The organism is Desulfolithobacter sp. (assembly GCF_054025815.1).
Genome location: NZ_JBPMMS010000035.1, coordinates 133,036 through 160,013 on the forward strand (window position 1 = coordinate 133,036; position 26,978 = coordinate 160,013).

21 protein-coding genes are annotated in these 26,978 nt (G+C 54.0%); 6 read left to right on the top strand and 15 right to left on the bottom strand.

Features of this window, described 5'->3' with window-relative positions; translation table 11 throughout:
- Nucleotides 1–4: 4 nt before the first annotated feature.
- Both ACXJJY_RS10510 and ACXJJY_RS10515 read right to left on the bottom strand, forming a co-directional pair.
- A complete protein-coding gene (locus tag ACXJJY_RS10510; protein ID WP_456387529.1) occupies nt 5–958 on the bottom strand; it encodes a S66 peptidase family protein in 954 nt (317 codons plus the stop codon).
- Nucleotide 959: 1 nt separating this feature from the next.
- Nucleotides 960–1,748 carry a type III pantothenate kinase gene (locus ACXJJY_RS10515; RefSeq protein ID WP_456387531.1) on the bottom strand — a complete coding sequence of 263 codons (789 nt, stop codon included), beginning with the start codon at nt 1,746–1,748 and terminating at the stop codon, nt 960–962.
- A gap of 182 nt (nt 1,749–1,930) precedes the next feature.
- Here ACXJJY_RS10515 and cutA point away from each other — a divergent pair, with 182 nt between their 5' ends.
- Nucleotides 1,931–2,263, top strand: a complete 333-nt coding sequence (gene cutA, locus ACXJJY_RS10520; RefSeq protein WP_456387533.1) for a divalent-cation tolerance protein CutA — start codon at nt 1,931–1,933, stop codon at nt 2,261–2,263.
- Nucleotides 2,264–2,530: 267 nt separating this feature from the next.
- On the opposite strand, the gene ACXJJY_RS10525 is transcribed toward cutA, so the two are convergent.
- Complete coding sequence (locus tag ACXJJY_RS10525) at nt 2,531–4,261, bottom strand: hypothetical protein (RefSeq protein WP_456387535.1); 1,731 nt, start codon at nt 4,259–4,261, stop codon at nt 2,531–2,533.
- Nucleotides 4,262–4,276: 15 nt separating this feature from the next.
- Entirely contained in the window at nt 4,277–5,089 is an 813-nt protein-coding gene (gene thiD / locus ACXJJY_RS10530) for a bifunctional hydroxymethylpyrimidine kinase/phosphomethylpyrimidine kinase (protein ID WP_456387537.1), read from the bottom strand.
- A 279-nt stretch (nt 5,090–5,368) separates the two neighbouring features.
- Here thiD and ACXJJY_RS10535 point away from each other — a divergent pair, with 279 nt between their 5' ends.
- From ACXJJY_RS10535 to ACXJJY_RS10545, 3 genes are all read left to right on the top strand, one after another.
- Complete coding sequence (locus ACXJJY_RS10535; protein WP_456387539.1) at nt 5,369–7,198, top strand: DNA topoisomerase IV subunit B; 1,830 nt, start codon at nt 5,369–5,371, stop codon at nt 7,196–7,198.
- Complete coding sequence (locus ACXJJY_RS10540) at nt 7,195–9,216, top strand: DNA topoisomerase IV subunit A (protein WP_456387541.1); 2,022 nt, start codon at nt 7,195–7,197, stop codon at nt 9,214–9,216. Before ACXJJY_RS10535 ends, ACXJJY_RS10540 begins: the two co-directional genes overlap by 4 nt.
- A 76-nt stretch (nt 9,217–9,292) precedes the next feature.
- Nucleotides 9,293–9,988, top strand: coding sequence for a rhodanese-like domain-containing protein (locus tag ACXJJY_RS10545; protein ID WP_456387543.1), 696 nt, complete (start codon nt 9,293–9,295; stop codon nt 9,986–9,988).
- A gap of 34 nt (nt 9,989–10,022) precedes the next feature.
- On the opposite strand, the gene ACXJJY_RS10550 is transcribed toward ACXJJY_RS10545, so the two are convergent.
- From ACXJJY_RS10550 to ACXJJY_RS10600, 11 genes are all read right to left on the bottom strand, one after another.
- A complete protein-coding gene (locus ACXJJY_RS10550; RefSeq protein WP_456387545.1) occupies nt 10,023–13,487 on the bottom strand; it encodes a PAS domain S-box protein in 3,465 nt (1,154 codons plus the stop codon).
- A 210-nt stretch (nt 13,488–13,697) separates the two neighbouring features.
- The gene (locus ACXJJY_RS10555) at nt 13,698–14,750 is read right to left on the bottom strand and encodes an HD-GYP domain-containing protein (RefSeq protein ID WP_456387547.1); all 1,053 of its coding nucleotides are present in this window, start codon (nt 14,748–14,750) and stop codon (nt 13,698–13,700) included.
- 237 nt (nt 14,751–14,987) lie between these two features.
- A complete protein-coding gene (locus tag ACXJJY_RS10560) occupies nt 14,988–15,635 on the bottom strand; it encodes a histidinol phosphate phosphatase domain-containing protein (protein WP_456387549.1) in 648 nt (215 codons plus the stop codon).
- A 26-nt stretch (nt 15,636–15,661) separates the two neighbouring features.
- Nucleotides 15,662–17,035: a tRNA (N6-isopentenyl adenosine(37)-C2)-methylthiotransferase MiaB gene (gene miaB, locus ACXJJY_RS10565; RefSeq protein WP_456387551.1), complete on the bottom strand. Its 1,374-nt coding sequence runs from the start codon at nt 17,033–17,035 to the stop codon at nt 15,662–15,664.
- A gap of 27 nt (nt 17,036–17,062) precedes the next feature.
- On the bottom strand, nt 17,063–17,296 hold the full coding sequence (locus ACXJJY_RS10570; RefSeq protein WP_456387553.1) for a DUF4911 domain-containing protein: 234 nt from the start codon (nt 17,294–17,296) through the stop codon (nt 17,063–17,065).
- A 3-nt stretch (nt 17,297–17,299) separates the two neighbouring features.
- Nucleotides 17,300–18,742 carry an adenylosuccinate lyase gene (gene purB / locus ACXJJY_RS10575; RefSeq protein ID WP_456387555.1) on the bottom strand — a complete coding sequence of 481 codons (1,443 nt, stop codon included), beginning with the start codon at nt 18,740–18,742 and terminating at the stop codon, nt 17,300–17,302.
- Nucleotides 18,743–19,023: 281 nt separating this feature from the next.
- Nucleotides 19,024–20,745, bottom strand: a complete 1,722-nt coding sequence (recJ, locus tag ACXJJY_RS10580; RefSeq protein ID WP_456387557.1) for a single-stranded-DNA-specific exonuclease RecJ — start codon at nt 20,743–20,745, stop codon at nt 19,024–19,026.
- Nucleotides 20,746–20,838: 93 nt separating this feature from the next.
- Complete coding sequence (gene miaA, locus ACXJJY_RS10585; RefSeq protein ID WP_456387559.1) at nt 20,839–21,816, bottom strand: tRNA (adenosine(37)-N6)-dimethylallyltransferase MiaA; 978 nt, start codon at nt 21,814–21,816, stop codon at nt 20,839–20,841.
- Nucleotides 21,813–22,256: a ComEA family DNA-binding protein gene (locus ACXJJY_RS10590; RefSeq protein ID WP_456387561.1), complete on the bottom strand. Its 444-nt coding sequence runs from the start codon at nt 22,254–22,256 to the stop codon at nt 21,813–21,815. The genes miaA and ACXJJY_RS10590 overlap by 4 nt, the downstream gene beginning before the upstream one ends.
- A 73-nt stretch (nt 22,257–22,329) precedes the next feature.
- Nucleotides 22,330–23,916: a citramalate synthase gene (gene cimA / locus ACXJJY_RS10595; protein WP_456387563.1), complete on the bottom strand. Its 1,587-nt coding sequence runs from the start codon at nt 23,914–23,916 to the stop codon at nt 22,330–22,332.
- Between the two features lie 28 nt (nt 23,917–23,944).
- Entirely contained in the window at nt 23,945–25,210 is a 1,266-nt protein-coding gene (locus tag ACXJJY_RS10600) for an aspartate kinase (RefSeq protein WP_456387565.1), read from the bottom strand.
- 226 nt (nt 25,211–25,436) lie between these two features.
- Between ACXJJY_RS10600 and ACXJJY_RS10605 the strand changes: the two genes are divergently transcribed.
- Both ACXJJY_RS10605 and serC read left to right on the top strand, forming a co-directional pair.
- Nucleotides 25,437–25,937, top strand: coding sequence for a tRNA (cytidine(34)-2'-O)-methyltransferase (locus tag ACXJJY_RS10605; protein ID WP_456387567.1), 501 nt, complete (start codon nt 25,437–25,439; stop codon nt 25,935–25,937).
- A gap of 47 nt (nt 25,938–25,984) precedes the next feature.
- On the top strand, nt 25,985–26,978 hold a 994-nt coding region (gene serC, locus ACXJJY_RS10610; RefSeq protein WP_456387569.1), incomplete at its 3' end, for a 3-phosphoserine/phosphohydroxythreonine transaminase.

Below are 26,978 nucleotides of genomic sequence, written 5' to 3' on the forward strand. Positions count from 1 at the left end.
CGTTTTACCCCGCCTGCCGGGCTGAACCTGGCTGGAAGAGAAGCCTGCCGTCCAGGTCGTCCATTTCTGTTTCCATGCCGATGGGCAGGGCCTGGTTTCGATCCCGGTGGCCAAAGGGAAGGCCAGCCCAGATCGGAAACTCTAAATCATGGCTCAGCTCCAGGATTCGCTGCCATACCATCTCCTGCAGCCGGAGAGTCTCCAGACTGTCACCGTGGCCTGGATCGAAAACTCCCAGGATCAGGCCGGCCAGTTGTCTGTAGCCACGGCTCATGGCCAGTTGGGTCAGCATTCGGTCCAAGCGGTAGGGTGGCTCTCCGGTATCTTCCAGGATAAGGATGCGACCGCGCAGATCCACTTCCCAGGGGGTGCCGAGCAGGTGAACCAGGGTCGACAGGTTGCCGCCGACAAGTTCTCCTCGGCCGCGGCCCGGCTTGAGGATCTCCAGATCCCGGCTTTCCATCGGGGAAAAAATGCCACTTATGATTTCGAAAAAACGTTCGATGGAATCCCGGTCAAGCCTGGTGAGCGAGTGGGCGGTGGGTCCGTGGAGGGTGATGATGCCGGTTTCCCTGAATAAGGTGTTGAGCAGGACGGTGAGATCGGAAAAACCGACCAGCCACTTGGGCCGGCTGCGGATGAAGCTGAAGTCAAGACCAGGAAGCAGGCGCAGACAACCGTATCCGCCCCGGACGGCGAGGACGGCTTTGACCTCTTCGTCAGCCCAGAGGCGGTGAAGCTCGTCCAGCCGTTCATGGTCCGCGCCGGCCAGGTAAACGTCAGCCGCGTATTGATCGACCGGGCGGAGCGTTTTGACCCGCAAACCAGCGTCGTGCAGCAGATCGACACCCTTCTGCAGCCGTCCTGTGTCGCGGATTGGCCCGGCTGGAGCACACAGGCCGATGGTGTCTCCGGGACGCAGGGGTGAGGGCAGGATTGAGGTTGCTCTTTTTTCCATCTCAGCCCTGGTGACGTTCGTGGATCAGCCTGAGTCCGGTGAGGGTGAGCAGCGGGTCGACGTGGCTGATGGTTTTGGCATAGGGGGCGATCAGGTGGGCCATGCCGCCGGTGGCCACGGTGTGGACGGTCTCGCCGGCAGGTCCCAACTGCTTGCTGATCAGTTTCACCATCCGATCCACCAATCCGCCGAACCCATGGAGAATGCCGGAGCGGATTGCATTGGCCGTGGTGTCGCCGATGACCTGTTCAGGCTTGCGGTCGATGTCGATCCGTGGCAACTTGGCCGTCCTTCCGGCAAGGGCGTCCAGGGAAATGCCGATACCAGGATGGATGGTGCCGCCCAGGTATTCCCGTTTGTGAGAAACACAGTCAAAGGTGATGGCGGTGCCGAAATCAATCACGATGAGCCGGTCCTGGAAGTGGTCCCAGGCCGCCACAGCGTTGACGATCCGATCGGCGCCCACTTCAGCGGGGTTCCTGGTTTTAATCGTTATTCCGGTATCGGTTTCATGGTTGACAGATAGTGGCCTGGTGTGGAGATGACCGAGGTATTTTTCAGCAAATCCAAGCCAGCTGCCCTCCAGGGTGGGGACCACCGAGGCAAGCACAAAACCGTTTATCTGGCCCGGGTCCACGCCGGCCATTTGAAAGAGGGAGTGATAGCGGATGGCCAGTTCATCGGCGGTCCGGTCCTGATCCGATTTGAGCCGCCACTGACAGGCCAGCCGTTTTCCTGTGAAAACACCGCTTACCGTGTGGGAGTTACCCACGTCAACCGCAAGGAGCATTTTGTCGTCTGCCGGGTACCAGGTGATGTGTTAGGACAAAGACCTCTGCCTGTGGAGTGTACCCATCCCGATCACCACCGCATGGTGTCTGTCCGGTCGGGTCATCTGGCATGTTGCAAGTCACTCCGGGATGATTACAATATTCCATAACATTAAAAAATACCAGTGTGCGGGGCGGGATCATGAATAAATATATTCAGGTCGTGACGACCTTTGAGGACTATGAAGAGGCGAAAAAAGTAGCAGAACAGCTTGTGTCGGCCCGGCTTGCCGCCTGTGTCCAGATCGTACCCAACTGCCTCTCGATCTACCGGTGGCAGGGAAAGGTGGAATCGGCCGCTGAGATCGTCTGCACCATGAAATCTCGGCGCGATCTTTTTTCCCGTCTGAGCGAGGCGATCAGGTCCATGCACTCCTACGAAGTGCCGGAGATCATCGCCACTGAAATCATCGATGCCAGTCAGGACTACCTCGACTGGCTTGACCAGGAACTTTTTTCTCGAAAAGATGACTGACGAAACAAAGAAGACAGGCAGGGCCGGGAACCACCGGCGACGGAAAAGGGAATTTAGATGCCACTGCTGCAGGCAGGTGCAACCTTTTTGCTGGAACTGCACCTGCGGCTTCCAGATCTGCCCTCAATGCTTTGCAGAAAACAGGTGGGGAATGAGCAACGGCCCCACCTGGATCTGCCCGGATTGCGAGCGGGTTCACATGATGGAGTAGGCGGCCGACTGGTCGGGCCGGGACCAGTCGGCAGGGCCTGATCATTTTTGCGTTTTTCAGGCTGTTTCTGTTCCTTCTTTTCTTTCGCCGGCCTTATGGACAGTAAGTTGCGGAAAGGGAATCTCCCATCCTTCACGGGTGCAGGCTTCCACGCACCATTTTTGCAGAGATCTTCGCATCCGGTTGTAAAGCGGAGCCATTTCTCCGTCAAAATCCGCGATCACCACCAGATTCAATGAAGATTCGGCGGCCTCCATGAACTCAATCCGGAGGTTTTTGAGGTGCTCCCCATATCCCTCCTCGCCAATCCTGCGCGACAGGTATTGCCTCAGGGTCTCGGGAATCTCTTTGGTCGCCTCTTTTTGCAGGTCATAACTGATACCAAATGGTACCTTGAGCCTGAAGTTACTTGAGAGGTTCAATGGTGCCAGGGCGAGAAAGTCCGAGGTGCGATACATCCGTCGTGCTCCACCACGCTGGACAAGCTCTACTGCTTCATGGCTCTGGCTGACAACTTTACCCCGGGTCCCGTCGGCGAGAATGACCCAGTCTTCTCTTTTGCAGGGAAACCATCGTTCCCAGCGCCGGAAAGGCCGTGATTCCATGTCAAGAAGTCTGCCAATGGGCAGGCGCAGAGTTACACCGAGGTCTGGATTTTCGACAATGGTAAAGACATTGATTTTACGAACCAGCCATGGAATTCCATCTATCACGATTCGTTCCCCCTCCCGAACAGATCCTATATTGAGCATCAGCTGGCTCTGGTTCCATATCTTGGGAATGGTTTGCCGGGCGGTCCAGCCTATCCCTATGAGGAGGATGATCGACATACTGAGAAGAACCCAGTCCTGCGCTGCGTACAAGACTCCAAACAGGCCAATGACGGCAAGAAAAAACGTCATCACCCGAATTCCCAGATCCAGGACCCGGAGCCGCAGGGGGATATGTTCCTGGCGGTAACCGGGCAGAATCCTGGTCAAAAATCTGTGCAGCAGCCAACAGCAGCCGATTATGACGGTGACTGTAAGCAGGGACATAAACAGGTACATCCCCCTGGTTCGGAAAAAATGTTTGATCGATTCCTGCAGCTCCTCGCGGACCGACATCTTGGTTCGGCTGAGTTGCTCAAGCTGCATCTTGGCGATATTTTGTTTGTTTTCCAGCTCTTTTTGCCGGTTCTTCCAGGTGGCCAGTTCCTTGCGGAGTTGTTTTTTCAGTGTTTTGTCGCTAGTTTTCTTGAGAAGCTCTGTAAGGTTTCGGATAGCATCCTGGGTTTCCGGTAACAATTTGGCGTATTGTTCAAGCTCGACTTTGAGCTGGGCCTGTTGCCTGACCCTGGCCGTCATTTGCTTCATTTCGCTGACCAGAGGCTTGAGGAGAAAGGTCATCTCCCGCTTCAAGTCAAATTTTTCCTCTTTTCTTGCAGGACGAAAATCTTCAAGCTCGATACCGGTTGAGATGCGGGTGAAGTCTTCTTCGGATTCCTTGATCTGCTGCTCAAGTTGCGTTATTTCCTGTTGCAGCTGTTCTTTTTCACTTTCGGACAGGCTTCGTTTGAACAGTTTCCTTTTTTCTCTCAACTGGTTTTCCAGGCTGGAACGTAATTCCAGGATGGATTTCAGGGTTGGCAGGATATTGTCCTGTATCTTTTGAACCTGGTCCTGTTCTTCTGACTGAGGAGGTGGATTACCTTCGGCCAGAACATAACCGGCCGGCAGGAAGAGAGAAAACCACAGGCACAGGACCAGTCCGGTCATCAGAAAACGTGAACAGTGAAGAAGATGCATTCGGCAATATTCCTCCTAAGATATACCGGTGGAATGCAGCATGGGACCACATCCATCTTGATGACGAATAATTCTTTTATCGGCGCTCCGGTCAAGCAGGTGCTGGAGCAGAGCGACCGTTTTCCGGAAAGCCTGTTCGCGGGAACACCCCAGGCAGAGATATGCGGCAAGGGCCGAGGCAAAGGTACATCCCGTGCCATGGGTATTTGCGGTCTTAATTTTATGGTGTGTAATGGATATCCTGTGTATTTTTTCGTTTTTGCGACAGAAAAAAGAATCTTCAATCTGTTGGCCCGGATAATGCCCTCCCTTGACGATCACTGCCTGCAGGCTGTCCGAGCCGTCGAGCAAATCTGTTGCCGCCTGCCGGACGTCGAGTGATCCATCGGTTCCGGTCAGTCGGGCCAGTTCGGGAAGGTTCGGGGTCAGGACAGTAGTCCGGCGCAGCAGTTCCTTCTTGAGCAGGTCCAGCCCGGATTTTTCCATCAGGTCCTGACCGGTGGTCGAGTTCAAGACCGGATCATAGACAATATCTCCCTCAAAGCCATCAAGACTCTCGCCGATGGCCCGGGCAATGGGGGCAGATCCCACCATGCCGATCTTCACCTGGTACACGTGGTGGTCGTCGAGTACGGCCCTGATCTGCGCTGCCACCAGTTCCGGGTCCAGAGTCTGGATGGCGGCGACGCCATGGGAGTTTTGCACTGTGACGCAGGTGATTGCCGCTGCTGCGTAAACTCCGAGCATGGTCAGGGTTTTTATGTCGGCCTGAATACCGGCGCCGCCGGTGGGGTCGGAGCCGCCGATGGCGAGAACCGTGCGTGTCATATCTTTTGACTTGTTTGGGACAAGTGGGTAAACTGTCCTGATTGTTTAAGGGGCATCGACATCCTCGACATCCGTTTTCCTGTCCGTGCACAGCGCTTTCATGTCGCTTTGTACAGGCCTGATCCGAGACAGACAGCGGCAGCGCCGGTGGCACATGGATGCACCAGGTTGGAGAACCAAAGAACGCCCCGGTTCTGGCTTGGGAAAAAAACATAAAACAGACCGTACCTGGCTGGCATTGATTCATAATCCAAAATTCACAATTCTTCATCGCAAAACGTGTCCTCCCATCTTTACGACGAATCAAAGATAAAAACCCTGAGTTCGCTTGAGCATATCCGCAAGCGGCCGGGTATGTATATCGGTCGGCTCGGGAATGGCTCCCACCCGGACGACGGGATTTATATTCTGCTCAAGGAGGTTATCGACAATGCGGTGGACGAATTTATCATGGGCTATGGCAAGCAGGTCGATATCTCCATCGCAGACAATGGCCTGTGCCGGGTTCGCGATTACGGCCGCGGCATTCCTCTGGGCAAGGTGGTGGAGTGTGTTTCGGTGATCAATACCGGCGCCAAATACAACACCGATGTGTTCCAGTTTTCGGTCGGGCTCAACGGAGTGGGCACCAAGGCGGTCAATGCCCTCTCTTCTCATTTCATGGTCTGCGCCTATCGGGACGGTCGTTTCAAGAAGGCTGTTTTTTCCTGTGGAAACCTGTTGGCCGAGGAGGAAGGGGAGACCGACGAGAAGAACGGGACCCTGATTGAGTTCCTGCCCGATGGCGAGCTGTTTTCCGGCTTCAACTTTGACCGGGAATTCGTCAACAAGCGGCTCTGGCGCTACGCTTATCTCAATGCCGGGTTGCGGCTCTGTTTCGATGACAGCTGCTACTATTCCGCACAAGGGCTTCTGGATCTGCTGGCCGATGAACTGGACGGCAAAGAACTCTATCCTCCCATTTATTTTTCCGATAAGTCCCTGGAGTTCGCCTTTACCCACACCGATGATTATTCAGACACCTATTATTCGTTTGTCAATGGCACCTACACAAGTGAAGGCGGCACCCATCTCTCGGCCTTTCGGGAGGGGATCCTGAAAGGGGTCAACGAGTTCTCCGGCAAGAAATTCGCCGGCCGGGATGTGCGGGACGGCATTGTCGGAACCCTGGCAGTCAAGGTCCAGGAACCGGTGTTCGAGTCCCAGACCAAGAACAAGCTGGGCAATACCGATATCCGCCCCTGGATCGTCAACACGGTCAGGGAAGCCGTGGCAACCCATCTCTACAAGCATCCTGAAACCGCGGAACTGCTGATGGACAAGGTCCAGCGCAACGAGCGGGTTCGCCGGGAGCTGCAGTCGGTTCGCCGGGAGGCCAAGGCCAAGGCCCGTAAGGTGGCCTTCAAGATTCCCCAGCTCAAGGACTGCAAGTACCATCCCCGTCGGGGCAAACCGTCCAGGGAAGACCGGGAGAACATGATTTTTATCACCGAGGGCCAGTCGGCCGCCGGTTCCATTGTCTCATCCCGTGATCCCATGACCCAGGCCGTGTTTTCGCTTAAGGGCAAACCCATGAACGTTTTTGGCCAGCGGCTGGACCTGCTCTACAAAAACGATGAGATGTATGCCCTGATGCGGGCCCTGGATATCGAGGAGTCGGTGGGCAATCTCCGGTTCGACAAGGTGATTCTGGCCACGGACGCCGATGTGGACGGGCTCCATATCCGCAACCTGCTGCTGACCTTTTTTCTCCATTATTTCGAGCCGCTGATCAAACTTGGCCATGTCTACATCCTCCAGACTCCTATTTTCCGGGTTCGGAACCGAAAGCAGACCACGTACTGTTATTCAGAGGAGGAAAAGGAAAAAGCCATCAAGAACCTGAAAGGGCGGGGCAGGGCAGATAACGTGGAAGTGACCCGGTTCAAGGGGCTGGGTGAGATTTCACCGCCTGAGTTCAAGCAGTTCATCGGCCCGGACATGCGCCTTGACCGGGTAGATATCGATTCGGTCTCCGAGGTGAGCAGGGTGCTCAGATTTTATATGGGTAAAAACACCCCGGAACGCCGTCAGTACATCATGGACCATCTTGTATTGAGGCCGACATGAGCGAGCAGGATATCCGCAAGACAAACCGCGGTCGGCTGCACCGCCTCTTTGATACCAACTTCCTGGACTACACTTCCTATGTGATCAGGGAAAGGGCCATTCCTGACATTGACGACGGACTTAAGCCCGTTCAGCGGAGGATTCTCGAGACCCTGCATAACATGGATGACGGCCGCTATCACAAGGTCGCCAACGTGGTCGGCGAGACCATGAAGCTGCATCCCCACGGGGACCAGTCCATCTTCGCCGCCCTGGTCAACCTGGCCAACAAGGGCTATCTCATCGATCGCCAGGGTAATTTCGGTAATATTTTCACCGGCGACCAGGCATCGGCGGCCCGCTACATCGAGTGCCGGCTCACGCCGCTGGCCCGCGAGACCCTTTTTAACCGTGATCTCACCGAATATGTGGACTCCTACGACGGACGGATGCAGGAACCGGTGACCCTGCCGTCCAAACTACCCCTGCTCCTGCTCCTGGGGGCTGAAGGTATTGCTGTGGGCATGGCCACAAAGATCATGCCGCATAACTTCTGCGAACTGCTGGAGGCCATGATCGATTGCCTGAAAGGCAAGGATTACACCCTGTATCCCGACTTTCCACGCGGTGGGATTATCGATGTCTCGGACTACCAGGGTGGCCATGGCCGGCTGCGCTGCAGGGCCAGGATCGAGACCAGAGACGACAAAACCATTGTCATCCGGGAGCTGCCTTACAACGTCACCACCCAGACCCTGATCGACTCGGTGGAAAAGGCGGCCAAGGCCGGAAAGCTCAAAATTGTCTCTATCAACGACTACACCGCTGAAGAGGTGGAGGTGGAGATCAAGCTGCCCCGTGGAGTTCATGCCGAGGAGACCATCGACGCACTCTACGCCTTTACCGACTGTGAACTGGCCATTTCACCCAACCTGGTGGTGATCAAGGATTCCATGCCCTGCCTGATGAAGGTGGAGGATGTTTTGCGGCATAATACCGCAAAGCTTAAGGGTGACCTGGAAAAGGAGCTGCGCATCGAGCTTGGCAGGCTGCAGGAAAAACTGCATGCCCGCAAGCTTGAGCAGATATTCATCGAAGAGCGGCTCTACAAGCAGATAGAGGAGCAGATCAGCTACAAGGCTGTGATCTCCACCATCCGCCAGGCCCTGCTTCCATATGCTGACGAACTGCAGCGCAAGGTAACCAGGGACGATATCGAACGTCTGCTGGAGATCCGGATCAAAAGAATTTCCCGCTATGACATCAATCGCCAGCAGAAGGAAATCGATACCTTGGAAAAGAATATCCGGATCATCGAGAAACACCTGAAGGACATCGTTGGTTTCACCATTACCTATCTGCAAGGGCTGCTGAAAAAATACGGCAAAGAATTTCCACGCAAGAGTGAGATTCGGGAATTTGACGAGGTGGACGCCCGGGCGGCGGCCTTGTCCAACCTTCATCTCTGCTATCACCGGGACAGCGGTTTTCTGGGCTCCAGGGTTAAAAAAGAAAACCCCAAAAAAGACCTGGACCTGCATTGCTCGGAATACGACAGGATCCTGCTCATCTACAAGGATGGGCGGTACAAGGTCATCTCCGTGACAGACAAGCTCTTTGTCGGTAGCGATCTTTTATGGATGGGCGTTGTGAGAAAGGATCAGGTGTTTAACGTAATTTATCGTTTTGGCGCTGAAAACATGTCGTATGTCAAGAGGTTCAAAACTCCGAAGTACATCATCAATCGGGAGTATCGTCTCTTCCCAGAGCATAAGCGCTCCCTGATCCAGTTTCTGGCTGTGGGCGAAAAAGGGGTCAGGGCCAGGGTCAGCCTGGTTCCTTCGAGCCGGGCCCGGTACAATGCCATTGAAATCGAGATGGACGACTACCTGATCAGGGGACCGGGTGCCAAGGGCAAGCGGGTGAGTAACCGGGTTGTACGCCGGGTGAGCAATATAACCGGCAAGCCCGCCCCTGCCAGACCGGTCCTTCCGTCCCTGCCAGGTTTCGAGAACTCGACATCCAAGGACAATGCCTGAGGGAAATGACAGCCTCTGGGTTGTCTCTCAAGCCCGTTCTCAGCAAATCATCAACAATCACAGGAGAGTTCCTGCCATGTTTCGTACTGCGAGCCGTTTTTCAACCCTGCTGTTGCTCTTTGTTGCTTTTCTCACCTTTCCAGAAAACTGCCAGAGCGAAGAGAGGATTTCTGGCAGAATTGTCAGCGGTTATCGTATTCTGACCGTGCCGCCCATGGAAAAAACATATGATTTTACCGTGTATCGCGGCGATTACATCAAGTTTCGCTACGATACCCGACTCGGACCGCTGCTTTTTTCCATGCCAGAGTTGGGCTACAGACAGACCGTGCGGCCGGATCCGGGTAAATCACCCTATTTCAAGATGAAGAAAACCGGATCTTATGCCTACACCCTGGGAGACTATACTGGAACGATCCGGGTCATCGAACTCGTGCGAGCCAACTACACCGCGGTGGATGCGGCCCAGGGAGCAAAAATTCTGGCCAATCTGAAACCCTTTATTCTTGATGTCCGAACCCCGCAAGAGTATGCCCAACTGGCCATCAAGGGCGCCTATCTCCTCCCGATCCAACTCCTCCAGGCCAGAATAGGGGATCTTGAAGCGTACAAGAACGAGGATATTTTTGTATACTGCGCCACTGGGAACAGAAGCACGGTGGCGTCCAAGATCCTGACTGACCACGGGTTCAAGCGGATCTACAACCTGAGATACGGCATCTACGACTGGGCCAGGCGCGGGTATCCTGTGGTGCACCCTGGACCTCGATAATGTTTATCCTGGAAAACAAGATTATTTTGTAATCTTATTCACCGGTTGCGTCCTGTTGCCGCATCTGCAGGCCGGCCTGGAGGCTGAATTTATGCCACCAGGTCTTGATTTCCAAAACTGTCTGCCGGCAACCGCCCAGGTTGTTGTCAGCGGCCGCTCTTTCCAGCCGCCCCAGTGAGTCGGCAAACGTTTCCAGCCCAAGATTGAGGGCCGAGCCTTTGATCCTGTGAGCGGCCTGGGCTGTTTTTTCCAGTGCAGCGCTTTCATTTTCCAACAGCGGCATAAGTTCTCCGACCCCTTCATCCAGAGCTATGAGCGTCGTTTCTACCAGGGTGTCGATCTGTTCGTCTGAAAAAGGATAGCTCCGGCCAATAAACTCCCTTATATCGTCAAGGCTCGGAATGGTATCCAGGTTGAGACCGGTGGTGGAGTGACCATCCTTTGCCCCTGCGTCCTGACCTGTAAGATCAGACAGGGTATGGCGTAACTGTTCCGGAGTAAATGGTTTGACGAGGTATTTGTCCATTCCAGCTTCCCTGCACCGGTGCTGGTCGCTGAGCAGGGCGTTGGCCGTGAGCGCAATGATTGGCGTGTACGTGTTACGAAGTTTTTCGAGCAGTCTTTCAACTGTCTTGCTGGGCAAGGATGATGGAAATTCAGGGGTGAGACCGGCTTCAGCGGCACGAATGATCCTGGTCGTTGTCAGGCCGTCCATCACCGGCATCTGCATATCCATGAAAATCAGATCAAAGCGTGTGCGGCCAAGACACTCGAGCACTTCCAGGCCGTTTGCGGCAACCAATACCTGATGGCCATCATGCTCCAGCATCATGCTCAGGATTTTCTGGTTCGCCTCGTTGTCGTCAACGATAAGGCAGGCAAGAGAATTTTTTGCCAAAACGGAAACCGGCTTATCACTTGCACTTCCATCTGGCTGGCCGGGACCCTTATTTTTTGAATCGTTTATACCGCACACAATACTGAAGAAAAAAGATGTTCCACGCCCTGGCTCACTTTCAAACCATATCTTTCCGCCCATGAGACTGCACAGTTCCCGGCAGATGGAAAGTCCAAGTCCGGTCCCGCCATATTTCCTGGAGATCGAATTGTCGGCCTGGGTGAATGCATCAAAAAGCCTTTCCTGGTGTCCGGCAGGAATACCAATGCCGGTGTCCCGGACCTCGCAGGTAACCTCCATTAACTGTTCATTTTTCGGCTTGCCGGTCACGGTTACAGTGATGCTACCCTGTTCGGTAAACTTCAGACTGTTGGCAACAAGGTTCATGATAATCTGCTGAATGCGAAGCTGGTCACCATAAAGGGTATCAGGAACGGTTTCGTCTACTTTGTATCGGTATGCAAGGGATTTTTCACTGAACTGGCTGGCGAGAATATCACCTGTCTCGGTCAGGATTTCTCTGAAACTGAACGGAAAATTATCCAGAACGAGCTGGCCGGCCTCTATTTTTGACAGGTCGAGCAGGTTGTTGAGGAGGCTGAGAAGATATTCGGCCGCCCGCTGCCCGGTTTGGACGAGCTTTCGTGCATCCCGGCCAATGGGCATGGTGTTGATCATGGTGAATGTACCAATGATCCCATGAAGAGGGGTGCGTATGTCGTGACTTATATTGGCCAGCAGCCTGCTTTTCATGGCGTTGGCCTCTTTCGCCTCTTCTATTGCCTGTTTGAGTTTCTGCTCGTCCTGTTTTCTCGAGGTGATGTCCTCGGCGATCCAGATTCCCCCCTGATCTGGATTTTCCGGATCAAGATGTTTTCCGGTAATGGAGCACCAGAACAGGGTGCCGTCCCTGCGGCGCAGCTTGGTCTCTTTGTTGAAGACTACCTGTTGTCTGGAGGGATTGTACATCTCCCTGCCCATTTCCAGGTAGGTCTCTTCGTCTGGGTAAAGTGCCTTGACAGAGTGGCCGATGACCTGCTCTGCACTGTCATAGCCAAACATTCTGGCTCCGGCCTGGTTGACCCAGCTCAGGCGCCGATTGGAGATAACAGCAATCCCAAGCCCGGCATGCTCGACGATGAGTTCAAGCTTCTCTTTTTCAGCCCGCAGCTCCTCTGTGAGCGCGATTCGGTCGGAAATATCCTCTTTGATGGCTATGTAGTGGGTGATATCGCCATTCTCATCTGTTATCGGTGATATGGTTGCCTCTTCCCAGTAGAGTTCTCCGTTTTTCTTTTTGTTGTGCAGGACTCCTTTCCACGTTTTTCTCCCTTTCAGAGTCTGCCACATTTTTTCATAGACTGAAGACGGTTGGCTCCCTGACTTAAGGATTCGGGGGTTTTGCCCGAGGGCTTCGGAAGAGGTATATCCGGTAACAGCAGTGAAATGGGGATTAACGTAGATGATTTTCCCTTCGCGGTCTGTAATGACGATGCTGTTTCCACTTTGCTCGACCGCCTTGGAAAACAGGCGCAGGCGCTGCTCGCTGCGGACCAGGGCGTCTGCCTGTTGACTTATGATCCGGTGGCGTCTGTCAAAGAGAAAGATCAGGACGCAGGCAATGGCCAGAAGCATTGAAAACAGGAACAGCAGCCCTTTGTAAAAGCCAGATATGGGCATCACCTTCTGGTTGAACCAGGAAGCCTCGACTATATGGACAATGGACAGGTTCCAGCCAGCCAGTGGGGCGGCGAAAAGGAGGTATTCCTGGCCCCTGGCCGTAATCCTGAGCAGCTTTTTCTTTTTCAGGAGCTCCCATGTTCCTTTTGGAAAGTCGAATGATCGTATCGCTGGTAACGGGAACTGACGGGAGGCGGTCAGCTCCTTTTCCTGCTGCGGGCTGAGGGGTTCAAAGCTTAACAGGGAGGCATGGCCGGCAGGCTCGACAAAGATGCCTGTGTCCGTAACCAAGCCGGTGCGGAGGTCGTCTTTGTCAACGTCCCAGGGGGTAAAGGAAAAATCAAGGGTGGTTTCAAGAAAAGAGGGGTTGATTTTGAGCACAGCCACACCTGTAACGTTGTCCTGGGCGAGGTTGTAAATCGGGCGTGAAAAGTAGACACCGAGTTTTTTGGAGGTGACGCCCTTGGCCAGGTAAACCGGGGAATTCCCCTGCATGGCCAGTTTGAAATAGGGCCGGAACCTGTAGTTGTTGCCAAGGAAATCAGCTCGGCTGGAAAAAACGCAGTTTCCCTTGCTGTCCAGAAGATAGGCAGCGCTTACGTGTCGAATGGCTGACAGGCTGGAAAGAAGATCGTTTATGGAATCGTGATTTTTAGTTGCCCTGGAACTTGAGCCAGGCGTATGGGTGCTCATGCCCCTGATGACCGCCGGGTTGTTGGCCAGGAGGCTGGTCAGGGTAGAAAGCTGTTCGATTCGGCTTTTCAGGTTTATTGTTTCCTGGTAGACGAGTCTTTTGTACGTAATGACAGCCTCTTTTTCTCTCTGCTTGCTGATGTTGTAAAAAAAAACCGAAGAAAGGACCAACAGCAGCACCAGCGCAAGAATGGACCCGGTCACAACTGGAGAAAGTTGTTTTTTCATAGTAGTCGGAGTACGTGGCGGCACAAAGAAAGCGTGGTGGCGAATCTTTATTTCTGCAGTATTTCCAGGTTGTTCTCGGTGTGGATGCCTGAAGCGCCTAAGTTTTTATCAGGAAAAGAAATAAAACAGGTAAGAGCAGGACAGTGACCCGGTGCAGCACAAGGTTTTCTCTCCTTGTTGGGCGAGCAGGCAGGGTAATTCAAAACAGGGTTAAAAAAGATTCTCATCATCCTTGAAACGCTCACGGATGGCGAGCCACTGGTTTTCCCTGCGAAAAAAGGCATCGACGATCATCGGGTCGAAATGAGTGCCCTTGCCGTCGCTGATGATGGCCCTGGCTGTTTCATGGTCCATGGACTTTTTGTAACACCGGTTACTGGTTATGGCGTCGTACACGTCTGCCAGGGCGACCAGACGGGCGGACAGAGGTATGTCTTTCCGGCTGAGGCCTTGGGGATAACCGCTGCCATCCCATTTTTCATGGTGATACAGGGCCACCTGAGAGGCTACAAAGAGATAACTGTCCTGGCTTTTTTCGTACAACTCAAGCAGAATGGAACCTCCAGAAACAGTGTGTTTTTGCATGAGCCTAAATTCTTCAGCGGTCAGACGGCCTGGTTTGTGGAGAATGGAGTCTGACACGGATATCTTTCCCAGGTCATGCAGGGGGCTGACCCTGGCTATCTCTTCGGCCTGGGAAATCGAGAGGTTCTGTTCCGGATGGTTCTCCGAGATATCCAGGGCCAGAAGTCTCGTGTAGTGCTGGACCCGCTCCAGGTGATAACCTGTTTCCTGGCTCCTGTATTCAGCCAGCTTGGCCATGGATAATATAAGCTCCTCCTGGCTTTCCAGGCGCAGCAGACGCTCTCCAGCGCAAATCCTGAGGTTGAGTTCGTCCTGGGAGATAGGCTTGTTCAGGTAGTCGTCAGCTCCGGCACGAAGGGCTTCAGTAACGCTTTTTCTACGGTTTTTTGTTGTTAAAACTATAATATACGTGTATCGGCGTTCTTTTTTTCTCAGTTCCTCTACCAGTTCAAAACCATTCATGACCGGCATGTTGAGATCTGTTATGACCAGTCGAATATCAGGAGAGCGTTCGAAAACAGATAAGGCCGCGGCGCCGTTTTCAGCCTCAACGACCTGGTGTCCAGAGAGTTCAAGGGCCATTTTGAGTATCAGTCTCTGGGCCGGGTCGTCTTCGACAAGTAGTATCTTTCTTGACTTGTTGTCCAGGGATTTCATGGAAGGGAGGGGTTCACGCATGTATGATCATGATCAGGCGCCGGCATGGAAACCACTGTTAAGCCTGAATTAACTAGAGCTTTCTAAGCCTATCAGGAAAAACCCTGTATGTCAAACCGGGTAGCCTGTAGTCTCCGCTGGTGCTGGAATGCTTTCTGTTCCCGGGCGATATGGAAGAACAGTTTTCCGGACAGACTGTTGGTGCGCCAGGGGGCCAAAACACAGCCAGGGATGCAAGAAAGCGAATGAGGTCACTAATCAGTACAGACAGGCAACGAAATTGCGCATATCTTTTCGCAGGGCAAGATATTGTTCCCGGGACAACCCCGCACCGAGGGCCACCTTTTCGGCCATTTCCGCAGTGAGAAAGTCTCCTGGTTCATGGGCGTCGGCATTGACAGCCAGTGAGGCACCTGCCTGAATCGCCATCCGCGCAACGTGGCCATTGGTCAGGCTGTGACCTTTACGTCCTGACAGTTCGAGAAACACCCCTTTTTCCGCGGCCAGTTCTGCTTCTTTTTCAGTAATAAATCCCGGATGGGCCAACAGTTCCACTCCGGCCTCAAGGGCTGCCCTGTTGGTGCCTGGCTTGACCGGTTCCACAGGAGTTTCGCCATGAACAACTACCATCCTGGCACCGAGTTCCCTGGCCCGGGCGGTCAGGGGAGCGATAAGATCAGGGGGGACATGGGTCAGCTCGATACCTGGAATGAGGCGGGTGGTGTAGTGGGGGGTTAACTCTTCGGCAGCCTTGACAATCCTGGGAATGATGAAGTCCAGGTTGGAAGAATCGGCGTGGTCGGTAATGGCCACCGCCTCGTAACCAAGAACCTCGACCCGGCGCAGATGCTCGGCCGGCACCAGAGCGCCGTCGCTGAAAAAGGTGTGGGTGTGCAGATCAATCATTGGCAGCTGTCGGTTGAATTCTTTTTTTATTTCTGGACGCCGGGTTCCTTCTCAGGTCCGGTATACTCTCCCTTGAGTGAATGTTTACCGGCCTGGATGACACGGATCGGGACGATGTCTCCGGGCCTGATCCCGGCACAGGGAGGGCAGTGGACGATGTGATTTGTGGTCGTTCTTCCCTGAACTCCCTCTCCGGCAACTGATTCAACCATAATATCCATCGTTTTTCCAACATATTCGGTGTTGCGCTCAAGGCTGATCTGGTCCTGGAGTTCCTGGAAGCGGGCCAGTCGTTCCTTTTTGACCTCTTCGGAAACCTTATCGTCAAAATCCGAGGACCGGGTCCCGGGACGATCGGAATACTTGAAGGAAAAGGAACCGTGATAACGGACCTCCCGGAGCAGATCCACGGTCTGCGCGAAGTCGGCCTCAGACTCGCCGGGAAAACCGACAATCACATCGGTGGTCAGAGCGATATCGGGGCGAAAGCTGCGCAGGTTCGCAACCCGTTCCAGGTAGAGTTCTCTTGTGTATTTACGGTTCATGCGGGCCAGGATCCGGTTGGAGCCGGACTGGACCGGCAGGTGGAACTGGGGGCAGAGGATATCTATCTCGGCAAAACAACTCATCAGTTCCCTGGAGAGATCTTTGGGGTTGGAGGTGGTGAACCGCAACCGCTCAAGGCCCGGCGTTCTGGCAACCAGGCGCAGAAGATCGCTAAATGTTACATTTTGACTGTCCACCGGGTTGGTTCGTCCATATGAATTGACGTTCTGGCCAAGGAGAGTAATTTCCCTGACTCCGGCAGAGACCAGTTTTTCAACTTCTTCCAGGATATCCTTTACCGGACGGCTGATTTCCCGGCCACGTGTTTCGGGAACCACGCAGTAACTGCAGTAGTTGTTGCACCCCTGCATAATGGTCACGAACTTTCGGAACTGGTCCGGGGCAGGGGAGGGGGTCATCTCCTGAAGTGCGGGGATGTGAAAAGAACTCGACAGGTCAATGGCTATCTCCCTGCTGGATTCGCCCCGCTGCAGGCGGCCAAGCATATCGGGAAGGTGATAGAACTGCTGGGTTCCGACCACGATATCCACGTGTGGCATCCTGTTGATGATCTGTTCCCCTTCCTGCTGGGCCACGCAACCGGCCACCCCGATGAAAAGCGGTTTGTTCCCTGTTTCCTTTTTTTTCTTAAGCTGGCGGAGGTGCCCCAGCAGGCTGAAGACCTTCTGCTCAGCCTTAGCCCTGATACTGCAAGTGTTGAGGATGACAAGATCAGCTTCTTCCATAATCCCCGTGGGGACGTATCCGGCTTGACTGAGCAGGTACTCCATGATTTCAGAGTCACGCTCGTTCATCTGGCATCCAAAGGTTTTTATGTGTACGAGTCCTGACATTATATCCAAATCACAGCAAGATAAAGATTAGTCTTCATGTCGTTTGTCTGAATTGTTCCTGAGCTTTGGGGCCAGGGCGGAAATCACATCAAGAAGTTCGCCGTACCTGGAAGAGGGGACCATCAATCGGACCAGCCCTCTGGTGCGGTCGAGGGTCGAGAGGGTAGCAAGATTGTCGTACCCCTCAAGAATAAACTTGAAGAATCCTATCCTAGTCGGGCGGATCCGCAGGTACAGTTTCAGGATGCTCTCCTCTGTCAATTTTTACACCTTGAGGCTTGAATCCACCTGGCCTATCATCTCCTGATACTTCTCCAGTACCGGCTGCACTACTTCTTCGAGATATTCCTCGGTCTGTTCCCTGGCCCGGCCGGTGAACTCCTGGTAATTACCGAGCAGACCGCTGAGTTCCTCGCGGTCAAAGGGAATCCGTTCATCGGCAGCCAGCCGGTCCAGCAGGTCATTATCCTTTCCTTCCTCCTTGACTGCAAGCCCGGCCGCCACAGAGTGTTCGCGGATGACCTCGTGCATTTCCTGGCGGCTCTCGCCTCGTTCAACGCAGGCCATGAGGATTTTCTCTGTAGCCATAAAAGGAAGCTCGGCTCGCAGGTATTTTTCGATTTGTTTCGGATATACAACCATATCACTTGTAATGTTAACGTAGAGCTTCAGTATGGCGTCGGTGAGGAGAAAGGCTTGAGCCATGTCCATCCGGCGGATGGCAGAGTCGTCCAGGGTGCGCTCAAACCACTGATTGGCGGCAGTGGCGGCAAAGTTTGCCGGCAAGCCCATCAGTTTTCTTGCAAGCCCGGTCATCCGCTCGGACCGCATGGGATTTCTTTTGTACGCCATGGCAGAGCTGCCGACCTGCTTTTTGGCAAACGGTTCTTCCTGGACCTTCAGGTTGGAGAGCAGCCGCATGTCGACAGCAAACTTATGGGCCGAGGCCCCGATACCGGCCAGGGTTTCGGCGGTCTTCATGTCCAGCTTGCGGGGATAGGTCTGACCAGTCACGGGAAACACTGTGTCAAACCCGAGTTTTTTTGAAACCAGCCGGTCTAATTCGCGTACCTTTGCATGATCCCCGCCAAAGAGCTCCAGAAAGGTGGCCTGGGTTCCAACCGTACCCTTGGCGCCCCGGGCCTTTTGCTGTTTTTCGAGCATCTCGATGTATTCCAGATCCATAAGCAGGTCCTGGATGTAAAGGGTATTGCGTTTCCCAACAGTGGTCGGTTGAGCAGGCTGGTAATGGGTGAAGCCCAGTGTCGCCACATCTTTGTACCTCCTGGCAAAGGAAGCCAGGTTGGCGATGACATTGACAAGGGCTGCTTTGATCTGCAAAAGCGCCTTTTTCTGGATGATCAAATCGGTATTGCAGACCACGAATTGAGAGGTGGCACCCAGATGGATAATTGCCTCGGCTTCGGGACACTGCTTGCCATAGGCATAGACGTGAGCCATAACGTCGTGCCGGATTTCTTTTTCTTTTTTTGCCGCCAGGTCGAAGTCCACATCTTCGACATGACTTTTCAGTTCGTCGACCATATCCCTGGTGACAAGGGAAAGACCCAGTTCATGCTGGGCTTCTGCCAGCGCGACCCAGCAGCGGCGCCAGGTGGTGAACTTGAATTTTTCGGAAAAGAGTTTCTGCATTTCACGGCTGGTATATCGGCTGACAAGGGGTTCCTGGTACACGTCCCGGTTCATAACATTGTCTCCTTGAAAGAATTGGGCGCGGTAAACTTGCAATACAGTATGAAAGGTGTCCTGTTACTGATTGAAATTACGTTCAACTTTCAACTTATCTCTGAGCGAGGATGACGAACTGCTCATCCGGGTCAGGTATTAGACAGCAGGACCTTGAAAATGTCCAGCAGGAAAATAGTCTCAAATGGGCACCAAGCAATGGTTTTGAGCTGGTTTCTTCATGCTCTATTTATAATGTCGCATAATATATATTATGTTAAATTTTCATATATCTTAATAAATCAATCGGTTGGCTCAATATGGACCGCATGGAGTTCAACGCGCTCCTCTCCCCGATAGATGGAGCTTTTTAACCTGAATGCCAACCGGACGGATCGGGACCGGGCCTGACTGAGACTGGAGGCCATCCCGAATCCAATACCGCGATAAATTCTGTTATTGAGCTTGATGCGAAACCGGAGATGTTCTTTCAAGGTCTCCGGTTGAAGCAGCTTCAGTCTGTCCAGCAGGAAAACCGGTTCAGGATTTCCCTCGCCAAATGGCTCCAGCCACTCGTACTTCTGTATAAATTGACTGGAAAATATCTCAGCGCTCTCGGCCTGGTAGTCATAGGTAACCCTGCCTTCCCGTTCCCCACTGACCACTTCAGCGCACAGGCGGTTAAATATCCTGGTAAAATCCTCAAGCTGGCTCTTGTCCAGGATTAAACCCGCGGCCATCGCATGTCCTCCATATTGTATGAGGTGTTTTCCGCATCTCTTTAATATATTGTGCAGATTAACCCCTTCTATGGATCGACCTGACCCTTTCAGGATTTCTGTGTCTTCACCAGGATCCTCGGTCAAAATAACAGTTGGCAAGCCAAAAGCGTCCACCAATCTGGAAGCCACGATGCCAACGATACCCGGATGATAATCGGTACCGTACACCACAAGGCCCCGTTTTCCTGCATCTACCATCTTTCTTGCTTTTTCCAGGGCGTCGTCAGTCGAGCGGCCTTCGACAGCCCGTCTTTCACGGTTGGCCTGTTCGAGGCGTGCAGCAATTTCCAGGGCCTCGTCAGCTTCCTGGCAGAGTAAAAGCTGTATGGCAAGCTCTGGCTTGCCAAGTCGTCCAGCTGCATTAATCCGCGGAGCCAGCCGATAACCGATATCTTCTGACCGGATGCGTCCTTCACTGACACCGGCCTGTTCGCACAGAGCCCAGATGCCAGGCCGGGCCCGTTCGCTCAGAACTTCAAGCCCTGCCCTGACCAGGATACGGTTGGACTCGAGCATGGGCATGACGTCAGCCACAGTACCAAGCGCCACCAGGTCCAGGTATTTCTTCAGGTTTGGCGCACTTTCCCTGCTCCAGAACCCCTCCCTGATCAAACGGTTGCGTATACCCCAGACCAGGAAAAAGGCCACTCCAACCCCGGACAGGGCTGAAAAGGGAAACCCACAGTCCTTTCGCCGTGGATTAAGCAGGGCCTCTGCAGGAGGCAGGATCTCGGGGGGCAGGTGGTGATCGGTGATCACCACGCGAAATCCCAGCTGCCGGGCATAGGCCACCTCTTCCACCGCCGATACCCCACAGTCCACGGTGATGAGCAACGCCGGCATCCGAACCCCGGCAGCCAGCGAGCCGATCACATCCCTGTGCAGGCCATATCCTTCCACCAGCCGATTTGGAATATGGTAGTGGACATCCATGTCCAGTGTTTTGAGAAAACTGACCAGAAGAACTGTGGCCGAAATGCCGTCCACGTCATAATCTCCGTGGACAATGACCGGTTTCTTGTCCCGGAAAGCCCGCATAATCTCGTCCACAGCCCTATCCATGTCCTGCATTTTTTCAGGTGGGGGCAGTTGGGCGAGCTGGGGATGGAGAAAACGGGCCGCTTTTTCAGACTCGCACAATCCCCGCTGGCAGAGAAGGGTCGCCAGCGGAAGAGGTATTGCCAGTTCAGCTGCCAATCTCCGGCGCGCCCCCAGGTCAAGGCTGGTGCTGACCGGTTGCATGATTGATGCTAACTTGGAACGACTCATTAATTAACTTAAAGTAACACTTTAATATTCACCGTTTGACCATGGTCGGTCTCGATCCTTGGTGCTTCATGGAGAAGTCAGAGATTCATGACCACCGCACCGGGAAAGAAAAGTCTCGATCCTGGCCAGGATATCTCTGGTCCTGGTTCGTTGATGCCACTCAATATCCTTTTGGGCTGTGAACCAGGTCATCTGTCGCTTGGCGTATCTTCTTGTATCACGCACCAGTGTTTCCTGCATAGTGGCTGCGTCCCATATCCCGTCGATATATCTGTTGGCATGACGATAACCTATGGACTGCATGGAACTAAGCTTTGGTCCATAACCCATCCGGCGCAACTGTTCCACCTCTTCGATCAGCCCCTGGTCAAGCATGATGGTGGTCCGCCGGTCAATGCGTTCATAGAGCAGATGCCGCTCGCAATGCAGGCCGAGCTGCAGGATGTTGGTGAAACGCGAAATTTTCTGTTTCTGTTGCTGCCGTTGGTTGTTGAGATGGACGGACCAGGGGACAGAGGTCAGGTAAAAAATCTCCAGCCCTCGCAGGAGCCGCTGGGTATCATTTGGGTGAATGCGCGCCGCGGTTTCCGGGTCCACCTGGACCAGTTCGGAAAAAAGAGCCTCCCTCCCCTCTTCCTGCAGACGCTGGTGCAGCCTGTTGCGCAGATCGTTGTCTGTTGGCAGAATCTCAAAAAGACCATGAACCAGGGATTTCAGATAGAGGCCCGTTCCACCGGTGAGCAGGGGGATCCTGTGCCGACTCCGGATACTGTCCATCGCATCCAGGGAATCGCTGACAAAGCGGGCCGCGTCATACTGTTCATCCGGATTGATGATATTAATGAGATGGTGGGGTATCCGGGCCATCTCCGCAGCCGTGACCTTGGCCGTGCCGATATCCATGTACCGATAGACCTGCATGGAATCCATGGAGATGATTTCGCATCCAAATCGCTCGGCGATCTCAAGGGACAGGTCGGTCTTGCCGATGGCTGTCGGGCCGATAAGGACCAGGATCGGTTCATTTATCGGGAATGGTGTCATGGCTCTTGGTCATAAGTGATGAGGGGACGCAGGCGTTTCAGGGTTTCGGTGCCGATTCCCTCCACCTGCAACAGGTTTTCATCGCCCTGTATGGATCCGTGCTCACTGCGAAAACGAATGATATTGTCAGCCAGCCGGGGGCCAATGCCCGGCAGCATGACCAGCGTCCTGGCGTCGGCCTGGTTGACAGGTACCGGGCGGCCCAGCAGCAGTGCCAGCCGGGGCGGTGGTTTCCCATCATCCGCAACTTTTTCCGGGTCGTCGCTCTCACCTGACTCATCGAGGAGGACTTGAACGCCCTGCTCTCCTTCCTTGCGCAGGGGCGGTTCCGGGGACAGAGGTTGCGATCGGTAAAGAAGCGGTTCGGTTATTAACCACCAGCCAAACGCAAGAAGGACAAGCAAACGCTTGTCCTTCTTGCAAAGTCGTGCCCCGGTCATGTTTCTCGTCCTTTCAGCCCCGGTTCAGAGGTCGTTGTCGGCCCTCGGTGGCATCGGTGCGCCTGTCTGGCTGCTATTTGTCTTTTTCATCCTTCATCAGCTTGTAATTGACCGAATCCACGAGTGCCTGCCAGCTGGCTTCGATGATATTGACCGAGACCCCCACAGTGCCCCAGGAACACTTGTGGTCCCGGCTTTCAATGAGGACCCGTACCTTGGCCCCGGTACCGTGCTCCCCGGAGAGGACCCGGACTTTATAGTCCACCAGTTCCATTTCTTCCAGGCTCGGATAGAAGCGGGTCAAGGCCTTGCGCAGGGCGCGGTCCAGGGCGTTGACCGGTCCGTCACCCATGGAAGCTGTGTGTACTTCGTTCCCTCCGACATAGAGCCGGATGGTCGCCTCGGTGAGTGGTGGTTTATCCATCCGGTACTTGTTGTTCATAACCCGGAATCCTTCCAGGTCAAAGAATCGCCGCTGGAGCCCCAGTGCGCGGCGCATGAGGAGTTCAAAGCTGGCCTCGGCTCCCTCATACTGGTAGCCCTGGTTCTCCAACTCTTTGAGTTCGTTTATAATGGCAGCCACCACAGGATCCGATGCCTCCAGCTTGAGGCCGTATTTCCTGGCCTTGTGAAGAACATTGGACCTTCCAGCCTGGTCTGATATCAGGATCCTGCGGATATTACCCACCTTTTCCGGCTCGATATGCTCGTAGGTGAGTGGATTGCGCTCCACGGCACTCACGTGGATGCCACCCTTGTGGGCAAAGGCGGATTCACCCACATAGGGCTGGTATCGGTTGTGGGGCAGATTGGCCAGTTCGTTGATCAGGCGGGAGGTCTCGTAGAGCTTGTCGATGTGGTTTGCGGTCTCGCATTTCAGGCCCATTTTGAAGACAATGGCCGGAATGATGGAAGTCAGGTTGGCGTTTCCGCATCGCTCGCCATAGCCATTCATGGTGCCCTGAATCTGTGTGACACCGCTATGGACCGCCAGGAGCGAATTGGCTACCGCGCATTCGGAATCGTTGTGGCAGTGGACACCAAGACGCACCGGTCGATCCAGCCGGTCGAGGTATTTTTTTACCTCCTCGACAATGGGCTGGATCTCATGGGGCAGAGTACCGCCATTGGTGTCGCAAAGCGTGATGGTTTCCGCCCCGCCGGACACCGCCCGGCCAAGCGTTGCCAGACAGTATTCGCGGTTATTCTTGAAGCCATCGAAAAAATGTTCAGCGTCATAGATCAGATGCTCGATTCGGGGACGCAGGTAGGCCAGGGAGTCCTCAATGATCTGGAGGTTGTCGTCCAGCTCGATGCGCAGGGCATCAAAGACATGCACATCCCAGCTCTTGCCAAAGATGGTTATGGCCGGAGTCCCGGCGGCCAGCAGTGCCTGCAGGTTGGGGTCTTTTTCCGGTGGATTCTGAAAATGTCTTGTGGAGCCGAATGCGGTCAGTTTGGCGTGTTTGAGTTCAACAGTTTTCATCTTTTCAAAGAACTCTACCGCCAGGGGGTTGGAACCTGGCCAGCCCCCTTCGATGAAATCTATGCCCAGTTCGTCCAGTTTCCTGCTGACCTTGATTTTGTCGTCCACGGAGAGGTTGAAGTTCTCCGCCTGGGTGCCGTCGCGCAGGGTCGTATCATATATTTCCATGTTCATGCGTCACTCCTGCCTCGCAAGCGAGGACTTATCCGTGTCGAGTCATATCCGGCTCGGGAAGTTTTTCGTGGACAGGCTCCTTGTCAAGCGCAAAGGCATCGTGCAGGGCCCGGACCGCAAGTTCTGTATATTTTTCGTCTATGACACAGGAAACCTTGATCTCCGAGGTGGAGATCATGTGGATATTTATATTCTCCTTGGCCATGATCTGAAACATGGTTGAAGCGATTCCTGAATGGTTTCGCATGCCGACGCCGACAATGGAAATCTTGGCGATATCCTCGTCTCCGGTCACACTTTCCGCCCCGATCTCTTTACTGATCTCCTGAAGCAGTTTCATGGCCCGTTCAAAGTCGTTCCGAAGGACTGTGAAGGTCATGTCCGTGGATTTGGCCCGGGTGCCAGTATTCTGGATGATCATGTCAACGATAATCCCTGCATCGGAAATGGGCAGAAAAATCTTGGCTGCCACTCCGGGCTGATCCGGAACATTGTTGATAGTGATTCGGGCTTCGTTTTTATTGTATGTTACACCGGAAACCAGCATGGACTCCATGATTTTCTCCTCCTCCACAACCCAGGTGCCTTCATTATCGGTAAAAGTTGAACGTACATGCAGGGGAACGCCGTAGCGTTTGGCCAGTCCCACGGAGCGGATGTCAAGGACTTTGGCCCCCAGGCTCGCAAGCTCCAGCATCTCGTCATAGGATATCCGGTCAATCTTGCGGGCATTCTTGCAGATATTGGGATCTGTGGTGAAAACCCCATCCACATCGGTGAAGATCTCGCAGGCATCAGCCTTGAGCGCTGCAGCCAGAGCCACCGCAGTGGTATCGGAGCCCCCGCGGCCCAGGGTGGTGATGTCGCCGTCCTCGGTCACACCCTGAAAACCGGCAATGGTAACCACCTGGCCCTCATCCAGATGCTTTTTTATCCGGCTCGTGTCGATATGTTTGATCCGGGCCTTGGTATGCATGGTGTCGGTCTGGATCCGGACCTGGTCGCCGAGCAGGGATACCGCATCGCCGCCCATCTCCTTGACAGCCATGGCAAACAGGGCAATAGTGACCTGTTCGCCGGTTGAAAGCAGCATGTCCATTTCCCGAAGGCTGGGAATTTTCTGGATTTCACTGGCCAGGCCGATGAGTCGGTCGGTTTCACCGGACATGGCAGAAAGGACGACAACGACCTGGTTGCCCTGCTGCTGGCAGTCCAGGACCCGCCTGGCTACAGCCTTGATCTTGTCAGTGGACCCCACGGACGTTCCACCAAATTTCTGGACTATAAGCGCCATGATCAGTTCATTTGGGTTAGGTTTGAAATTTCGGATTATCAGGTTCGGTCTGCCTGAAGGGAAAAGAAAAGGGAGATACGTGGCGGTCCGGACCTGATTCCAGTTTCGGGCTGAAAAACCGAATGTAAGACGTATTTTTAATTTTGCAAGCTCTATATATACTGGTACTGTATGCAATTCAGTAAAAAATACGGTCCAGAAACCTCTTCGAAAAGAAGAATCATTCATGCAGCACGCCGAAAAAAAAAGCTCTCCTTTTCATATTGCCCTGGTGGAGCCGGAAATTCCGCCTAACACTGGTTCCATTGCCAGACTGTGCGGAGCCACGGATTCCGTCCTGGACCTGATCCATCCCCTGGGGTTTTCCACCGACGACCGGCATCTCAAACGGGCCGGGCTCGACTACTGGGAACATGTGAGGATCAATCACTGGCCGGATCTGGATACCTTCCTTGGGGCCCAGGATGAACAGAGGCTTTATTTCTTCACCACCAAAACCCGTCGGCCCTATTACGAGGCCCGCTACCGCCCCGGGGACTGCCTGATCTTCGGTCGGGAAACCAGGGGACTTCCCGGGGAGATCCTGGATCTCTACCAGGACCGCTGCTACACCATCCCCATGTCCAATATCCATATCCGCAGCCTTAACCTGGCCATGAGCGCCGGTATTGTCCTCTACGAGGCCTTGCGCCAGCTGGCGATCTCTCCTTCCGGCAGGAAGAGTTGATCTGGATCAGAGACCTGTAATTTTCAGCCTAACAAGGAGTACAAACAATGCCTGAACGTATCTATAACTTTAGCCCCGGACCAGCCACCCTGCCCTATTCTGTACTGCAGGAGGCGGCAAAAGACATTGTCAACTACAAAAACCGTGGCATAGGGCTCATTGAACTGAGCCACCGGTCAAAGGAATTCATGGCCGTGGCTGAGGAAACAGAGCAGCTCATCCGCGAACTGCTGGCAGTGCCGGACAACTACAAGGTCCTCTTTCTCCAGGGCGGCGCCTCGTCCCAGTTTTTCATGATTCCCATGAATCTGCTCGGCGAGGGCAAGAAGGCAACGTATCTCAACACCGGAACATGGTCGAACAAGGCAATCCAGGAGGCCAGGCTTTTTGGCGACATCGAGGTGGCGTACTCCAGCCAGGAGCAGAAGTTCAACCGGGTTCCCCGGGATGACGAGTATACGGTGGCGCCGGATTCAGAGTACCTTTACTTTGTCTCCAACAACACCATTTACGGGACTCAGTTCAAGGACATGCCCAAAGCCGACTGCATGCTTGTATCCGATATGTCCTCCGACATCCTCTCCCGGCCCATTGATGTGAGCAGGTTCGGAATAATCTTTGCCGGGGCGCAGAAAAACATGGGGCCGGCCGGGGTGACAGTGGTTATCGTCCGTGAGGATCTTCTGGACAGAGCCCCGGATAATCTGCCTACCATGTTGAGATATAAAACCCATGCCGACAAGGGTTCCATGTTCAACACCCCGCCCTGTTTTGCCATCTATTGTGTGGGGCGGGTCATGAACTGGCTCCGCGAGCAGGGCGGGGTCGAAGCAATGCAGCGCCGCAACGAGGAAAAGGCGACCCTGCTTTATGACGCCATCGATGCGACGGATTTCTATCGTGGACATGCGGAAAAGGATTCCCGCTCCATGATGAATGTCTCTTTCAACCTCCCCTCTCCGGAGCTGGAGGCAAAATTCGTTGCAGAGGCCGCAAAACAGGGGCTGGATGGCCTCAAGGGGCATCGCTCCATCGGCGGAT

Coding starts and splice junctions, on each gene's coding strand:
- ACXJJY_RS10515 (WP_456387531.1), bottom strand. CDS start 1,748: ATGCTCCTTGCGGTTGACGTGGGTAACTCCCACACGGTAAGCGGTGTT.
- cimA (WP_456387563.1), bottom strand. CDS start 23,916: ATGAACATGGAAATATATGATACGACCCTGCGCGACGGCACCCAGGCG.
- ACXJJY_RS10600 (WP_456387565.1), bottom strand. CDS start 25,210: ATGGCGCTTATAGTCCAGAAATTTGGTGGAACGTCCGTGGGGTCCACT.
- ACXJJY_RS10540 (WP_456387541.1), top strand. CDS start 7,195: ATGAGCGAGCAGGATATCCGCAAGACAAACCGCGGTCGGCTGCACCGC.
- ACXJJY_RS10510 (WP_456387529.1), bottom strand. CDS start 958: ATGGAAAAAAGAGCAACCTCAATCCTGCCCTCACCCCTGCGTCCCGGA.
- recJ (WP_456387557.1), bottom strand. CDS start 20,745: ATGCAACCGGTCAGCACCAGCCTTGACCTGGGGGCGCGCCGGAGATTG.
- thiD (WP_456387537.1), bottom strand. CDS start 5,089: ATGACACGCACGGTTCTCGCCATCGGCGGCTCCGACCCCACCGGCGGC.
- ACXJJY_RS10605 (WP_456387567.1), top strand. CDS start 25,437: ATGCAGCACGCCGAAAAAAAAAGCTCTCCTTTTCATATTGCCCTGGTG.
- ACXJJY_RS10590 (WP_456387561.1), bottom strand. CDS start 22,256: ATGACCGGGGCACGACTTTGCAAGAAGGACAAGCGTTTGCTTGTCCTT.
- ACXJJY_RS10550 (WP_456387545.1), bottom strand. CDS start 13,487: ATGAAAAAACAACTTTCTCCAGTTGTGACCGGGTCCATTCTTGCGCTG.
- miaA (WP_456387559.1), bottom strand. CDS start 21,816: ATGACACCATTCCCGATAAATGAACCGATCCTGGTCCTTATCGGCCCG.
- ACXJJY_RS10555 (WP_456387547.1), bottom strand. CDS start 14,750: ATGCGTGAACCCCTCCCTTCCATGAAATCCCTGGACAACAAGTCAAGA.
- ACXJJY_RS10545 (WP_456387543.1), top strand. CDS start 9,293: ATGTTTCGTACTGCGAGCCGTTTTTCAACCCTGCTGTTGCTCTTTGTT.
- purB (WP_456387555.1), bottom strand. CDS start 18,742: ATGAACCGGGACGTGTACCAGGAACCCCTTGTCAGCCGATATACCAGC.
- ACXJJY_RS10560 (WP_456387549.1), bottom strand. CDS start 15,635: ATGATTGATCTGCACACCCACACCTTTTTCAGCGACGGCGCTCTGGTG.
- ACXJJY_RS10525 (WP_456387535.1), bottom strand. CDS start 4,261: ATGCATCTTCTTCACTGTTCACGTTTTCTGATGACCGGACTGGTCCTG.
- miaB (WP_456387551.1), bottom strand. CDS start 17,035: ATGTCAGGACTCGTACACATAAAAACCTTTGGATGCCAGATGAACGAG.
- cutA (WP_456387533.1), top strand. CDS start 1,931: ATGAATAAATATATTCAGGTCGTGACGACCTTTGAGGACTATGAAGAG.